The organism is Leclercia pneumoniae (assembly GCF_017348915.1).
Taxonomy (GTDB): Bacteria; Pseudomonadota; Gammaproteobacteria; order Enterobacterales; family Enterobacteriaceae; genus Enterobacter; species Enterobacter pneumoniae.
In genome coordinates this window covers 2,326,257-2,340,018 of sequence record NZ_CP071383.1, presented here as the reverse complement: position 1 = coordinate 2,340,018, position 13,762 = coordinate 2,326,257, and the positions used below count along the sequence as shown (strand labels likewise).

The window sequence follows — 13,762 nt, the reverse complement described above, 5'->3', positions numbered from 1 at the left end:
GGACGCTATGCAACGTTTCGCTGAACTGGCCCCCGCCGAAGTCCCGCAAATCTGGTCGCTATTAAGCCAGATCCCGGACCCGGAGATCCCGGTATTAACCATTACCGACCTGGGCATGGTGCGCAGCGTTGAAGCCCAGGGCGACGGCTGGTCGATCGGCTTCACCCCCACCTATTCGGGGTGTCCGGCAACGGATCATCTGATCGGCGCGATCCGCGACACACTGACCGCGCACGGCTTTGCGCCGGTGCAGGTCGCCATTCAGCTCGACCCGGCCTGGACCACCGACTGGATGACCCCGGATGCCCGCGAGCGTCTGCGTCAGTATGGCATTAGCCCACCCGCCGGACACAGTTGCCACGCCCATCTGGCGGCAGAGGTGACCTGCCCGCGTTGCGCCAGCACCTCGACCACCCTTATCAGTGAATTTGGATCCACGGCCTGCAAGGCGCTCTACCGCTGCGATAGCTGCCGTGAACCCTTCGACTATTTCAAATGTATTTGAGGTTGCCATGACAACGTTTCATTCCTTAACGGTGGCAAAAGTGGAGCCCGAAACCCGCGATGCGGTGACCATCACCTTCGCTATCCCACCCACGCTGCAGGAGGCGTATCGCTTCCGTCCCGGTCAACATTTGACCCTGAAGGCTCGCCTCGGTGATGAGGAGCTGCGCCGCTGCTACTCCATCTGTCGAAGCGTCCATCCGGGGGAGATCAGCGTGGCGGTGAAAGCCATCGACGGCGGGCGTTTCTCGCGCTATGCCCAGGGGGAGATCAAGCAGGGGATGGCGCTGGAGGTGATGATTCCGCAGGGCCACTTTGGCTATCAGCCGCAGGCGGGACAGCAGGGGAGCTATCTGGCGATTGCCGCCGGATCCGGTATTACCCCGATGCTGGCGATTATCGCCACGACTCTGCAAACCGAACCCGACAGCGAATTCACGCTGATCTACGGCAACCGCAGTAGCCAGAGCATGATGTTCCGCCAGGCGCTGGCGGACCTGAAAGACAGCTACCCGTCGCGCCTGCAACTGGTGCATATCTTCAGCCAGGAGACGCTGGACAGCGCGCTGCTGAGCGGGCGTATCGACGGCGAAAAGCTGCACGCGCTTGCACAACGACTGATTGATTTCAGCCAGTTCGATCAGGCCTTTATCTGCGGCCCTATGGCGATGATGGATGACGCTGAAAACGCGCTGAAAGCGCTGGGGATGCCGGAAAAAGCCATCCATCTGGAACGTTTTAACACCCCGGGTACGGCGGTCAAACGCGCCCATAGCGTACAGGCGCAGGGACAGAAAGTGACCGTCCGCCAGGATGGTCGCGACCGGGAAATCACCCTCGGGGCGGAAGATGAAAGCATTCTTGATGCGGCCCTGCGCCAGGGGGCTGACCTGCCGTATGCCTGCAAAGGGGGCGTCTGCGCCACCTGTAAGTGCAAAGTGGTGCGCGGAAAAGTCGAGATGACCACCAACTACAGCCTGGAGCCGGACGAACTGGCCGCAGGCTATGTGCTGAGCTGCCAGGCCCTGCCGCTGACGCCTGACGTGGTAGTCGACTTCGACGCGAAGGGGATGGTATGAGCGAACTGATCCAGACCCGTCATGGCCGCGTATTGCAGCTGACGCTAAACCGCCCCGCGGCGCGCAACGCCCTGAATAATGCGCTGCTCGGCCAGCTGGCAGAGGCGCTGGAAGCCGCCGCCGTGGATAACACGATTTCGGTATGCGTCATCACCGGCGATGCCCGCTTCTTTGCCGCCGGGGCCGACCTGAACGAGATGGCGGAAAAAGATCTGCCCGCCACCCTCAACGACGTTCGCCTCCAGCTTTGGGCGCGTATCAACATCTTCAGTAAACCGCTGATTGCCGCCGTGAACGGTTACGCGCTGGGAGCGGGCTGCGAACTGGTCCTGCTCTGTGACGTGGTGATTGCCGGTGAAAGCGCCCGTTTTGGTCTGCCGGAGATCACTTTAGGGATTATGCCGGGCGCCGGGGGCACCCAGCGTCTGATCCGCTGCGTTGGCAAATCGCTGGCCAGCAAAATGGTGCTGACCGGCGAAAGCATCACCGCCCGGCAGGCGCTGGCGGCAGGGCTGGTGAGTGATATTCACCCGGATGCCCTGACTCTGGAGTACGCCCTGCAGCAGGCCGCACAGATGGCCCGCCACTCGCCGCTGGCACTGCAGGCGGCGAAACAGGCGCTGCGCCAGTCGCAGGAAGTTCCTCTGCAGGCGGGGCTTGCCCAGGAGCGTCAGCTCTTTACGCTGCTGGCTGGCACCGAAGATCGTCGCGAAGGGATCGCCGCCTTCCTGCAGAAACGCAGCCCCGAATTTAAAGGACGTTAACCATGGATTTCATTCTTAGTCACGTTGAACACGGGGTGATGACCCTCACCCTCAACCGCCCGGATCGGCTTAACAGCTTTAACGATGTGATGCACCAGCAGCTGGCGGAATGTCTGAAGCAGGCTGAACGCGATGAGACTATCCGCTGCCTGCTGATCACCGGAGCCGGACGCGGGTTTTGCGCCGGGCAGGATCTGAACGACCGTAACGTTGACCCGAACGGCCCTGCGCCGGACCTCGGGATGTCTGTTGAGCGTTTTTACAACCCGCTGGTTCGTCGTCTGGCGGCATTGCCAAAACCGGTGATCTGCGCGGTGAACGGCGTAGCCGCTGGCGCAGGCGCTACCCTCGCGCTGGGCTGCGACATCGTGATTGCCGCGCGTTCGGCAAACTTTGTCATGGCGTTCAGCAAGCTGGGGCTGGTGCCGGACTGCGGCGGTACCTGGCTGCTGCCGCGCGTCGCGGGCCGGGCGCGGGCGATGGGGCTGGCGCTGCTGGGTGAAAAGCTCAGCGCAGAGCAGGCGCACGCCTGGGGGATGATCTGGCAGGTGGTGGACGATGCCGCGCTGGTGGATACCGCACAGCAGCTGGCGGTGCATCTGGCCGCTCAGCCCACCTTCGGTCTGGGGTTAATTAAACAGGCCATCAACGCCTCGGAAACCAACACCCTCAATGCCCAGCTCGATCTGGAGCGTGATTATCAGCGCATAGCGGGCCGAAGCGCCGACTATCGCGAAGGGGTCAGTGCGTTTCTTAACAAACGTGCGCTGCACTTCACGGGGAAATAATCATGACGCTATCTGTTCAAACCGTCGCGGTTATCGGCAGCGGCATCATGGGGGCCGGGATCGCCGAGGTGGCGGCCAGTCAGGGCCACCCGGTGCTGGTATATGACATCGACGCCGGGGCGATTGCCCGCGCCATCGAGGGCATCCGCAGCCGTCTGGCATCGCGCGTGGCCCGCGGCAAGCTCAGCGCCGAAGCGAGCGAAAAGACGCTCTCCCGACTGACGCCGGTCACCGATATTCAGGCGCTGGCCGCCGCCGATCTGGTGATTGAAGCGGCGTCCGAGCGTATGGAAGTGAAAAAGGCGTTGTTTGCCCAGCTGGCTGAGATCTGCCCGCCGCAGACCCTGCTGACCAGTAACACCTCTTCGATCTCGATTACCGCCATTGCCGCAGGCGTGCTTCACCCCGAGCGCGTGGCGGGTCTGCACTTCTTCAACCCTGCACCGGTGATGAAGCTGGTGGAGGTGGTGAGCGGGCTGGCAACCTCGAACGAAGTGGTTGAGCAGCTGTGCGACCTGGCGATCCGCTGGGGTAAACAGCCGGTGCGTTGCCAGTCTACCCCGGGTTTTATTGTCAATCGTGTGGCGCGTCCGTACTACGCCGAAGCCTGGCGTGCGCTGGAGGAGCAGGTGGCGGCCCCGCAGGATCTGGACGCTGCCCTGCGTGAAGGGGCGGGCTTCCCCATGGGACCGCTGGAGCTTACCGACATGATCGGCCAGGACGTCAACTTTGCCGTGACCTGTTCCGTGTTTAACGCCTTCTGGCAAGAGCGCCGTTTTCTCCCCTCGCTGATGCAGCAGGAGCTGGTGCTGGGCGGCCGTCTTGGCAAGAAGAGCGGACAGGGCGTCTACAACTGGCGCAGCGATAAGCCGACGGTGGGCTGGTATGAGGCGGTAAGCGACGGCGACAGCGCCGGTTACAGTGAAAAGAGAAGTGACGGTGTCACTAAAATTGACGACCTGCTGCTCATTGATACGCAGGGGGAGACGGCGCAGGCCTTAGCGGCGCGCTATGCCTGCCCGGTGGTGGTGATTGATCGTCTTGAAGGGGACGTGGCGGTCATCGCCAGCGCCGACAGCAACCCGGATTCGGCGACGCGTAAAGCGGTGCATTATCTGCAACAGCGGGGCAAGCGCGTCCTGCAGGTCGCAGACTATCCGGGGCTGATTATCTGGCGCACCCTGGCGATGATCATCAACGAAGCCCTGGACGCGCTGCAAAAAGGGGTGGCCCGGGAAGAGGATATCGATACCGCGATGCGGCTGGGGGTGAACTACCCGCGCGGCCCGCTGGCCTGGGGTGAACAACTCGGCTGGCAACGGGTGCTGATCCTGCTGGAAAACCTGCAACGACACTACGGCGAAGAGCGCTATCGCCCATCTTCCCTGCTGCGCCAGCGTGCGCTTCTGGAGAGTAGCTATGAGTCATAACGCCTGGCGTAACGCCCGAGCCATGTATGAAAAAGATGCCTGCGCCCAGGCGTATGGTATCGACATTATCGAGATGAATGACGGTTATGCCGTACTGACCATGCAGGTCACGCCACAAATGCTGAACGGCCATCAAAGCTGTCATGGCGGCCAGCTGTTTACCCTGGCCGATACCGCCTTCGCCTACGCCTGTAACAGCCAGGGGCTGGCAGCGGTCGCGTCCGGCTGCGCCATCGAGTTTATCCGCCCGGCCTTTGCCGGCGACAGGCTGACCGCCACCGCGCAGGTTCGTCACCAGGGCAAACAGACCGGCGTGTATGACATCGAAATTGTTAATCAACAACAGAAAACCGTCGCCTTCTTCCGTGGGAAATCCCACCGCATCGGCGGCACTATCACAGGAGAAGCATGATGCGTGACGCCTATATTTGTGACGGGATCCGCACTCCGATTGGCCGCTACGCTGGCGCCTTATCAGGCGTACGCACCGACGATCTGGGGGCCATCCCGCTGCGCGAGTTGCTGGCGCGTAATCCCGGTCTGGATGCCGGATGTATTGATGATGTGATTTACGGCTGTGCCAACCAGGCGGGGGAGGATAACCGCAACGTGGCGCGCATGTCGCTGCTGCTGGCCGGGCTGCCCCAGACCGTCTCCGGTACGACGCTGAACCGGCTGTGCGGATCTGGCCTTGATGCACTGGGCTTCGCGGCCCGCGCCATTCGTGCCGGGGATGCCGACCTGATGATCGCCGGGGGAGTGGAGTCGATGTCCCGTGCCCCCTTTGTGATGGGCAAAGCCACCAGCGCCTTTCAGCGGCAGAACGAGATTTTTGATACCACCATCGGCTGGCGTTTTGTGAACCCGCTCATGGCACAGCAATTTGGTACTGACAGCATGCCCGAAACGGCAGAGAATGTAGCCAAATTGTTAAATATTTCCCGTGAGGATCAAGACGCCTTTGCCTACCGCAGCCAACAACGCACCGCCCAGGCGCAGGCCAGCGGCATTCTGGCGCAGGAGATTGTGCCGGTGGTTCTGAAAGGCAAAAAAGGGGCCGTGACCGAAGTGCAGCACGATGAGCACCTGCGACCGGACACCACGCTTGCGATGCTGGCTGGCCTGAAAGCCCCTTTCCGTGCCGATGGGGTGGTGACCGCCGGGAACGCGTCCGGGGTGAACGATGGCGCCGCAGCGCTGATCGTCGCCAGCGCCGACATGGCGGCCAGCCAGGGCTTAACCCCGCGCGCGCGCATTGTGGCGATGGCCACCGCCGGTGTTGAGCCGCGTCTGATGGGGCTTGGCCCGGTGCCAGCCACCCGCAAAGTTCTGGAGCGTGCCGGTTTAAGCATCAACGATATGGACGTGATTGAGCTGAACGAGGCGTTTGCCGCGCAGGCGCTGGGCGTTCTACGTGAACTGGGTCTGGCGGATGATGCCGCCCACGTCAACCCGAACGGCGGGGCGATTGCGTTAGGCCATCCGCTGGGGATGAGCGGGGCCAGACTGGCGCTGGCGGCCACTCATGAGCTGCACCGCCGCAACGGGCGGTATGCACTCTGCACCATGTGTATCGGCGTGGGTCAGGGCATTGCCATGATCCTTGAGCGTGTTTGATCAACTCTTACTGTGAGCACCCTACAATGACAACGACAACAAAGCTTGATCCGATTGAAACCGCCTCCGTTGATGAACTGCAGGCTTTGCAAACCCAGCGTCTGAAGTGGACGCTAAAACACGCTTACGACAACGTCCCGATGTATCAACGCAAATTCGATGCGGCGGGCGTTCACCCTGATGATTTCAAAGAGCTGGCGGATATCCGCAAGTTCCCCTGCACCACGAAACAAGATCTGCGTGATAACTATCCGTTCGACACCTTCGCCGTGCCGATGGAGCAGGTGGTGCGCGTCCACGCCTCGTCCGGTACGACCGGAAAGCCGACGGTCGTGGGCTATACGCAGAATGACATCGATAACTGGGCCAACCTGGTTGCGCGCTCGCTGCGTGCAGCGGGCGGCAGCGCAAAAGATAAAATTCACGTCGCCTACGGCTACGGGCTCTTTACCGGCGGGCTGGGTGCCCATTATGGCGCCGAGCGTTTAGGGGCGACGGTGATCCCCATGTCCGGCGGCCAGACCGAAAAACAGGCCCAGCTGATCCGTGATTTCCAGCCGGATATGATTATGGTCACGCCTTCCTACTGCCTGAATCTGATTGAAGAGCTGGAGCGTCAGATGGGTGGCGACGCCAGTCAGTGCTCCCTGCGCGTCGGGGTGTTTGGTGCCGAGCCGTGGACGCAGGCGATGCGCTGCGAAATCGAAAAACGCCTCGGCATTACCGCTCTGGATATCTATGGTCTGTCGGAAGTGATGGGACCCGGGGTGGCGATGGAGTGCATTGAAACCGCGGACGGTCCGACCATCTGGGAAGATCATTTCTATCCCGAAATCGTCAATCCGAACGATGGTACCCCGCTGGCGGACGGCGAGCAGGGCGAGCTGCTGTTCACTACCCTGACCAAAGAGGCGCTGCCGGTGATTCGCTATCGCACCCGTGACCTGACGCGCCTGCTGCCGGGGACGGCGCGCACCATGCGGCGGATGGATCGCATTAGCGGACGCAGTGACGACATGCTCATCATTCGCGGCGTTAACGTCTTCCCGTCCCAGTTGGAGGAGGAGATCGTCAAGTTTGAACATCTCTCGCCGCATTACCAGCTGGAAGTGAACCGTAACGGCCATCTTGATTCACTTTGCGTGAAGGTCGAGCTGAAACAGAGCAGTCTGATGCTCAGCCATGAACAGCGCTGCCAGGTGTGCCACCAGTTGCGCCATCGTATTAAATCGATGGTGGGGATCTCGACCGATGTCACTATCGTGAACTGTGGCAGCATCCCACGTTCCGAAGGAAAAGCCTGTCGCGTATTCGACATGCGGAAAATGGCCGCCAACGGCTAATCCTGACGCTGGCCCTCTCTCTTTTAGGGGCGGGCCAGACGCTTTTCGGCTGTGCTATGATTCATCCTCACTCATAATAACTGCAGAATGAATCACATGAGTAAACTCGACGACTTTATCCAGCATGCGGTCAGTTCTGTACCCGTGAGCGGAACCTCACTGATCGCCTCCCTGTATGGCGATGCGCTCTCCCATCGTGGCGGGGAAATTTGGCTGGGTAGCCTGGCTGCGCTGCTGGAAGGAATGGGATTTGGTGAACGTTTTGTGCGTACCGCACTGTTTCGCCTGAACAAAGAGGGCTGGCTGGACGTGGCGCGCATTGGACGTCGCAGTTTTTATCGACTGAGCGACAAGGGGCTGCGTTTAACCCGCCGCGCGGAACACAAAATTTACCGGGCGGAACAGCCCGCCTGGGATGGTAAGTGGCTGCTGTTGTTGTCAGAGGGGCTGGATAAATCCACCCTCAATGAGGTGAAAAAGCAGCTCATCTGGCAGGGGTTTGGCACGCTGGCACCGAGCCTGATGGCCTCGCCATCCCAGCAACTGGCCGACGTGCAGTCGCTGCTGCATGAAGCGGGGGTGGCAGATAACGTCATCTGTTTTGAAGCGCACACCCCCCTGGCGCTTTCTCGTGCCGCGCTGCGCGCCCGTGTCGAAGAGTGCTGGCATTTAAGCGAACAGAACCTGATGTACGAAAGCTTTATCGACTCGTTCAGGCCGCTACTGCCGCTGCTGCGCGAAGCCTCTGCGGAGGCGTTAACGCCTGAGCGCTGTTTTCAGATCCAGCTGTTGCTGATCCATTTTTACCGTCGCGTGATCCTTAAAGATCCGCTGCTGCCGGAGGAGTTGCTCCCACCGCACTGGGCGGGGCAAACGGCGCGACAACTCTGCATCAACATTTATCAACGCGTGGCGCCCGGGGCGCTGGCGTTTGTCAGTGAAAAGGGCGAGACCACGGTGGGTGAACTGCTTGCGCCGGGTTCGCTTTACTGGCAACGCTTTGGCGGCCTGACCAGCGCGTAACGGAGGTTATGTGCCTGTATATCAAATAGATGGTCTGACGCCGGTCGTGGCGCCAGAGAGCTATGTTCATCCGACTGCGGTATTGATTGGCGATGTGATTATTGGCAAAGGGGTCTATATCGGGCCCAATGCCAGCCTGCGGGGCGACTTCGGGCGCATTGTGGTGAAAGACGGGGCTAACGTGCAGGATAACTGCGTGATGCACGGCTTTCCCGAGCAGGATACCGTTGTGGAAGAGGACGGACATATCGGCCACAGCGCCATTTTGCACGGCTGCGTTATCCGCAAAAATGCGCTGGTGGGGATGAATGCGGTGATCATGGACGGTGCGGTGATTGGCGAAAACAGCATTGTCGGCGCGGCGGCCTTTGTGAAAGCGAAGGCGGAAATGCCCGCCAGGTACCTGATTATCGGCAGCCCGGCGAAAGCCATCCGCGCGCTGACGGAGCAGGAAATGGCCTGGAAGAAGCAGGGCACCCGGGAGTATCAGGTGCTGGTGGATCGCTGTAAGCGTACCCTGCATCAGGTGGAACCGCTGCGGGAAGTGGAACCGGGACGTCAGCGGCTGGTGTTTGATGAAAACCTGCGGCCAAAATCATCCCGCTAATTCTGCATTGCATGAAAGGGTGCGGCTGAGGAGATTCACTAACGCATTCTCCAGAACGGCCGCACTGCCCATTTCACCCTGCCTTAACGCGCGCTCTGCGCCGCAACGTTCTCTTCTCGCATGTTTACCCCCGCGAGCGCACCCGATTGATGCTCGATACGGTACTCAATGGTCACCTTGTGTTGGCTGATGGGGGTCACCGCGATCTCCTTGACCTTTTTACCCGAATCGGGAGGGAGCGTCAGGGTCATATTCCCTTTCGCCAGGGCGCGTCCGTTTTGCTTTACCTGCCACGTCAGGCGACAGGAGTCACAGGCTTCCCAGCTATCGTTAATCGCCCACAGGCCTATTCTGGCCTCACTCCCCACGCGCCAGGTTGCGCTAAGGGGTTCAATGGAGGGAAGAATTGGCTGATAAGCGCGCTGCAACGCATAGTAACCCGCTTTCGGTTTACGCAGATAATCCACCACCCCCCAGTTAATTGAGGGCCAGGTTTCCACAAACATAAAGTGGAAGAGGGCTGTGACAGGCTGATACCGCTGCCGACGGTAGCTCTCGGCGGCCATGGCCACCAGTTGCGCCTGATACTCCTGGGTGTTCTTTATCATCTCCTGAATGTTGTTGCCCCGCGGTATTCCGGCAAATTTAAAGGTCTGGAAGGGCTGGAAGTTATGGCCGCCCCAGACAATGATTGCCGGCGAGTTGCCGAACTGCGCCATCATGTCGCGAGTCTGCCGCACGGCGTTATCGGCAAAGGCGTCGCTGTTGTCGTAGCCCCACTGCAGAGGGACATCCTGCCAGATCATTAGCCCCATCTCATCGGCCACTTCATAGAGGGCGCGACCAGCTACGTGCCCGTGCACGCGTATCGCGTTAGCATTCATCTTCTGCAGCAGCGTGAAATCCCGGCGATACTTCTGGCGCGTCAGGGTGCCGAGCCACGGGGAACCGATATAGTTACTGCCTTTGATAAACAGCCGTCGATCGTTAATGCGCCAGCCTTGATTGTCAGGCTGCTCTTCCAGCTTGCGTAATCCGGTGCGCGTGACGGCAGTGTCCATCACCCCTGGTCATCCACCAGCGTGGCGCGGATCCGGTACAGGTTTGGCTTGCCATACCCTGCTGGCCACCACAGCCTGACCCCCTTCATCGGCAGGCTGACGTCCAGGCTCTGGGGCTTGCCGTTCGCCTGCGTCAGGTTTACCGAAAAGGTCTGCTCAATGCGCTGGCCGTTGAAATTATCTGGCGCAGCTGAGAGGCGCAGCGTCACAGAGCCGGCCGCGAGGGCCCGGTAGCGGATCTCGGCGCGCAAAACAGGGTTTTCCAGTCCGTCGCGCCAGTCCGGGCGCAGAATTACGTCGTCTATGGTCACACCGCGGCTCAGGTGCAGTTTCACCGGCGCCCAGATCCCGCCGGAGTTGGCATCCTGCCCGTGCTCAGACCACGCGCCGCCGGGGCGGGTGTCATGCTGATTAAGGATGCCTTTCATCTGGGTTTTGTGCAGCGGCCAGACGGTTTTGGGATCTTCCCATGGGCTGTTCACCTTGACGGCGAGCCGGTTATAGCGGCGTAGGGTGTCGCTGACGTCCACCGGGAAACGCTGGAAATACCCCTCATGGCGGGCCAGCGCTTTGCCGTTCAGTACGACATCGGCGAAATAGTCCACGCCGTCAAAGATCAGCGTTGCCATGGTATCGGGTGCGCGTTCGGGAAGGGAAAATTCATGCCGGTACCAGAGGGCACCCTGGTGGTCATATCCGGCGCTGTACCAGTTGGCGGGCACCTGGATGGTGCGCCAGTGACGGTCCGGGGTGTTCACCCCGTCGAAGGTCTCGTCGTTAGCATCATGTACGCGCCATTGACCTGCCAGCGACCAGGTGACGGGCTGGCTGGCCTGCGCCAGCAGAGGAGTGACCATCAGCAGCACGAGCAATTTACGGATCATGTTTTACCTCCTGCACCCGCTGGCGTAGCCATGTCGCGCTGCGCCCGGCCTCATCGAGAAGCTCGCGTCGTAGCGCGCTTAGCCCGGCCAGATCCAGCGATGCCGCCTCGCTCTCAAGCTGCTGGAGCGTTTCGGTCAGGCCGGTGAAGCCGAGGGTGAGCGCTTCACCGCGCAGCCTGTGCGCCGCGCGGCGCAGCGCTTCGCGATCGTCGTTGTCGATAGCCTGCACGATGGCGGCTATCGACTCGTCAAGTCCGGTACTGAATAACAGCAGCAGCTCCTGCACCAGGTCAGGATCGTCTGCACACTGCCTGAGCAGGCGCGCCTCGTCCGGCAGCCCCTTATCGATCCCGACACCAACGCGCGCGATCTCTTGCTGCAAGGCTTCCTGATTCACCGGCTTGGCAATATAGCCATCGAAGCCCATCGCCAGACAACGCTCTTTATCACCCTGCATGGCATGGGCGGTCATCACGATGGCGGGCTGGTGGCTGCGCCCCTGCGCGCGCGTCTCTTCCCGAATCAGGCGCAGGGCGGTCTCACCGTCCATTTCGGGCATTTGCAGGTCAATAAAGAGCAGATCCCAGGGCTGCTCGCGCCAGCGTGTCAGCGCTTCCCGGCCGTTATTCACCACTTCGCACCGGTGGCCGAGCCGCTCCAGCAACCGCATGGCGACTTTCTGGTTCACCAGATTGTCCTCTGCCAGCAGAATGTTCAGTCCACCCACCTCTGTGGCCGGCTCGGCGGCGGGCGGCGGCGGGGCTGTAGCAGGCGCGGGGGCAAGGACGCTGGCAATGACGTGATAGAGTTCGCGATGGGCAACGGGCTTATGCAGATAATGAGCGATCCCAATGCGTTTCAGCATATTGGCATCAAAATGGCGGCTCATTGAACTGAGCATGATGATATGGCTCTGCTCACCCTGCGGCAGGACAGTGATCTCCAGCGCCAGGGAGACGCCGTCCATATCCGGCATCTGGGCATCCAGCAGAATGAGTGGCCAGCCAGCGTCGGTGCCGGCCAGCCGTAACGCCTCTTTCGCGTTATTCACGCAGGTCGGCGTCAGGTTCATCTGGCGAAGCATGGTATCGAGCAGGCGCAGGTTAGTGCTGTTATCGTCAACCACCAGCACCCGTTCGCCGTTAAAGCCCGTCATAGTGTCGCCGCTGGTCGGCGCAGCCTGCTGGCTCTGCAGCACCAGGGTGAAGGCAAATTCACTGCCCACTCCCGGTTCGCTTTGCACGCTGAGCTCTCCCCCCATCAGGCTAACCAGTCGGGCCGAAATGGTTAATCCCAGCCCGGTACCGCCGTAGCGGCGGGTGGTGGAACTGTCCGCCTGGCTGAAGGCCTCGAAGATTTTTTTCTGCTTCTCCGGCGGTATGCCGATCCCGCTATCGCGAATGCGAAAGCGCCATTGATCGGGTTCAGCGCCCGGTTCAATGACCAATAGCACTTCGCCCTGATGGGTAAATTTAAGCGCGTTACCCAGCAGGTTGGTCAGGATCTGACGCAGCCGCGGGCCATCCACCATTAGCACCTCCGGCACGGCCGGGGCGATATCCACCAGCAGCTCAATGCCTTTTTCACTGGCGGCGGGCATATGTGGACGAATCAACGCCTGAACGAAAGGGCGGATCTCCAGCGGTTCTTCATCGACCGACATCTTGCCCGACTCAATACGCGAGAAGTCGAGAATGTCGTTAATAATGTGCAGTAGCGACTGGGCCGAACTCATTACCAGCGTCAGGTATTCCCGTTGGTCTGGATTTAGCGGCGTGTCCAGGCAGAGCTGGGTCATGCCGAGGATCCCGTTCATCGGGGTACGGATTTCGTGGCTCATGTTGGCGAGGAACGCGCTTTTCGCCTCGTTGGCCTCCTGGGCGACTTTCGCCGCCTCAATGGCGAGAAGCTCTGCCTCTTTGCGCCGGGTAATATCCTGCAGCGTGCCGATAACGCGTTCGGCCTCCTGCTGCATGCTGAGGGTCACAACCTGGCCTGAGATGAGCATCCAGCGCCAGCCCTGGGTCGGATGCTGAACGCGTATCTCACATTCAAAAACCGGCATGTGATCCTTTTTTGAGGCAGTCATCGCGTTACGCAGGGTGGCCAAATCTTCGGCATGAACCAGATTCAGCAAAAAGCGCAGCGGGTAGTGTAACTGCACGCGCGACTGGCCCACCATCGCCAGCAGCGTATCGTTGACCTGCAGGCTGTCCTGGGAGACTTGCCAGTCCCAGATACCTATCTGGATTGTCTCTGCGGTCAGTAAAAAATCGTCGTGCAGCTGGTGGCGTGAGCGCTGTGCCTCATCCAGCCCGGTAATATCCGTATGCAGGCTGATAATGCCGCCATCGTTAAGTCGCTGGTGCTGAACATAGAGCCGTCGGTTTCCGGATTGCCGCACTTCACGGTGGTTCGGCTGACGACAGTTACGGATGATCGCGTCGCGCAGGGTGCGGCGACGGACGGGATCGATGTGATAGCCCGAATCAATAAATTTCTCGGCCAGGCTCTCCAGCGTGGCGCCAACGGCTAACCAGGGGGTAATGACGGGATAATAGAGGGTGAGCTTGTCATTCCAGCCCTGCAGGCGTTCCGCCGCATCATAGATCATCACCCCCATGGGCAGCGCGTTCAAATCGAAAGGAGAGGTGGATGGCAT

General features: G+C 60.6%; 11 protein-coding genes and 1 pseudogene. 10 read left to right on the top strand and 2 right to left on the bottom strand.

Features of this window, described 5'->3' with window-relative positions; genetic code table 11:
• Positions 1 to 7: 7 nt before the first annotated feature.
• The 10 genes from paaD to paaY all read left to right on the top strand — a co-directional run bounded on the left by paaD (position 8) and on the right by paaY (position 9,155).
• The gene (gene paaD, locus JZ655_RS11295; protein ID WP_040075424.1) at positions 8 to 505 is read left to right on the top strand and encodes a 1,2-phenylacetyl-CoA epoxidase subunit PaaD; all 498 of its coding nucleotides are present in this window, start codon (positions 8 to 10) and stop codon (positions 503 to 505) included.
• A gap of 7 nt (positions 506 to 512) precedes the next feature.
• The gene (gene paaE / locus JZ655_RS11290) at positions 513 to 1,583 is read left to right on the top strand and encodes a 1,2-phenylacetyl-CoA epoxidase subunit PaaE (protein WP_207291818.1); all 1,071 of its coding nucleotides are present in this window, start codon (positions 513 to 515) and stop codon (positions 1,581 to 1,583) included.
• Positions 1,580 to 2,347, top strand: coding sequence for a 2,3-dehydroadipyl-CoA hydratase PaaF (paaF, locus tag JZ655_RS11285; protein ID WP_207291817.1), 768 nt, complete (start codon positions 1,580 to 1,582; stop codon positions 2,345 to 2,347). Before paaE ends, paaF begins: the two co-directional genes overlap by 4 nt.
• A 2-nt stretch (positions 2,348 to 2,349) precedes the next feature.
• Entirely contained in the window at positions 2,350 to 3,135 is a 786-nt protein-coding gene (paaG, locus tag JZ655_RS11280) for a 2-(1,2-epoxy-1,2-dihydrophenyl)acetyl-CoA isomerase PaaG (RefSeq protein WP_207291816.1), read from the top strand.
• A 2-nt stretch (positions 3,136 to 3,137) separates the two neighbouring features.
• Positions 3,138 to 4,565 (top strand): 3-hydroxyacyl-CoA dehydrogenase PaaH, encoded by a 1,428-nt coding sequence (gene paaH, locus JZ655_RS11275; protein WP_207291815.1) that lies wholly within the window; start codon positions 3,138 to 3,140, stop codon positions 4,563 to 4,565.
• Positions 4,555 to 4,977: a hydroxyphenylacetyl-CoA thioesterase PaaI gene (gene paaI, locus JZ655_RS11270; protein ID WP_207291814.1), complete on the top strand. Its 423-nt coding sequence runs from the start codon at positions 4,555 to 4,557 to the stop codon at positions 4,975 to 4,977. Before paaH ends, paaI begins: the two co-directional genes overlap by 11 nt.
• Positions 4,977 to 6,182 (top strand): 3-oxoadipyl-CoA thiolase, encoded by a 1,206-nt coding sequence (gene pcaF / locus JZ655_RS11265; protein ID WP_046885258.1) that lies wholly within the window; start codon positions 4,977 to 4,979, stop codon positions 6,180 to 6,182. The genes paaI and pcaF overlap by 1 nt, the downstream gene beginning before the upstream one ends.
• Before the next feature lie 26 nt (positions 6,183 to 6,208).
• Positions 6,209 to 7,525: a phenylacetate--CoA ligase PaaK gene (gene paaK, locus JZ655_RS11260; RefSeq protein WP_207291813.1), complete on the top strand. Its 1,317-nt coding sequence runs from the start codon at positions 6,209 to 6,211 to the stop codon at positions 7,523 to 7,525.
• An 87-nt stretch (positions 7,526 to 7,612) separates the two neighbouring features.
• The gene (paaX, locus tag JZ655_RS11255; protein WP_207291812.1) at positions 7,613 to 8,548 is read left to right on the top strand and encodes a phenylacetic acid degradation operon negative regulatory protein PaaX; all 936 of its coding nucleotides are present in this window, start codon (positions 7,613 to 7,615) and stop codon (positions 8,546 to 8,548) included.
• Between the two features lie 10 nt (positions 8,549 to 8,558).
• On the top strand, positions 8,559 to 9,155 hold the full coding sequence (gene paaY / locus JZ655_RS11250; RefSeq protein ID WP_207291811.1) for a phenylacetic acid degradation protein PaaY: 597 nt from the start codon (positions 8,559 to 8,561) through the stop codon (positions 9,153 to 9,155).
• Between the two features lie 83 nt (positions 9,156 to 9,238).
• On the opposite strand, the pseudogene JZ655_RS11245 reads toward paaY, so the two are convergent.
• Together JZ655_RS11245 and JZ655_RS11240 are read right to left on the bottom strand one after the other, a co-directional pair.
• Positions 9,239 to 11,100 (bottom strand): annotated as a pseudogene (locus JZ655_RS11245) (glycoside hydrolase family 2 protein).
• Positions 11,090 to 13,762 carry a hybrid sensor histidine kinase/response regulator gene (locus JZ655_RS11240; protein ID WP_207291810.1) on the bottom strand — a complete coding sequence of 891 codons (2,673 nt, stop codon included), beginning with the start codon at positions 13,760 to 13,762 and terminating at the stop codon, positions 11,090 to 11,092. The pseudogene JZ655_RS11245 and the gene JZ655_RS11240 overlap by 11 nt, the downstream one beginning before the upstream one ends.

What these genes read in the sequence shown, in the direction of transcription:
- paaK (WP_207291813.1), top strand. Translation starts at nt 6,209, where the DNA reads ATGACAACGACAACAAAGCTTGATCCGATTGAAACCGCCTCCGTTGAT.
- paaD (WP_040075424.1), top strand. Translation starts at nt 8, where the DNA reads ATGCAACGTTTCGCTGAACTGGCCCCCGCCGAAGTCCCGCAAATCTGG.
- paaH (WP_207291815.1), top strand. Translation starts at nt 3,138, where the DNA reads ATGACGCTATCTGTTCAAACCGTCGCGGTTATCGGCAGCGGCATCATG.
- pcaF (WP_046885258.1), top strand. Translation starts at nt 4,977, where the DNA reads ATGCGTGACGCCTATATTTGTGACGGGATCCGCACTCCGATTGGCCGC.
- paaG (WP_207291816.1), top strand. Translation starts at nt 2,350, where the DNA reads ATGGATTTCATTCTTAGTCACGTTGAACACGGGGTGATGACCCTCACC.
- paaF (WP_207291817.1), top strand. Translation starts at nt 1,580, where the DNA reads ATGAGCGAACTGATCCAGACCCGTCATGGCCGCGTATTGCAGCTGACG.
- JZ655_RS11240 (WP_207291810.1), bottom strand. Translation starts at nt 13,762, where the DNA reads ATGCCATCCACCTCTCCTTTCGATTTGAACGCGCTGCCCATGGGGGTG.
- paaX (WP_207291812.1), top strand. Translation starts at nt 7,613, where the DNA reads ATGAATCACATGAGTAAACTCGACGACTTTATCCAGCATGCGGTCAGT.
- paaI (WP_207291814.1), top strand. Translation starts at nt 4,555, where the DNA reads ATGAGTCATAACGCCTGGCGTAACGCCCGAGCCATGTATGAAAAAGAT.
- paaE (WP_207291818.1), top strand. Translation starts at nt 513, where the DNA reads ATGACAACGTTTCATTCCTTAACGGTGGCAAAAGTGGAGCCCGAAACC.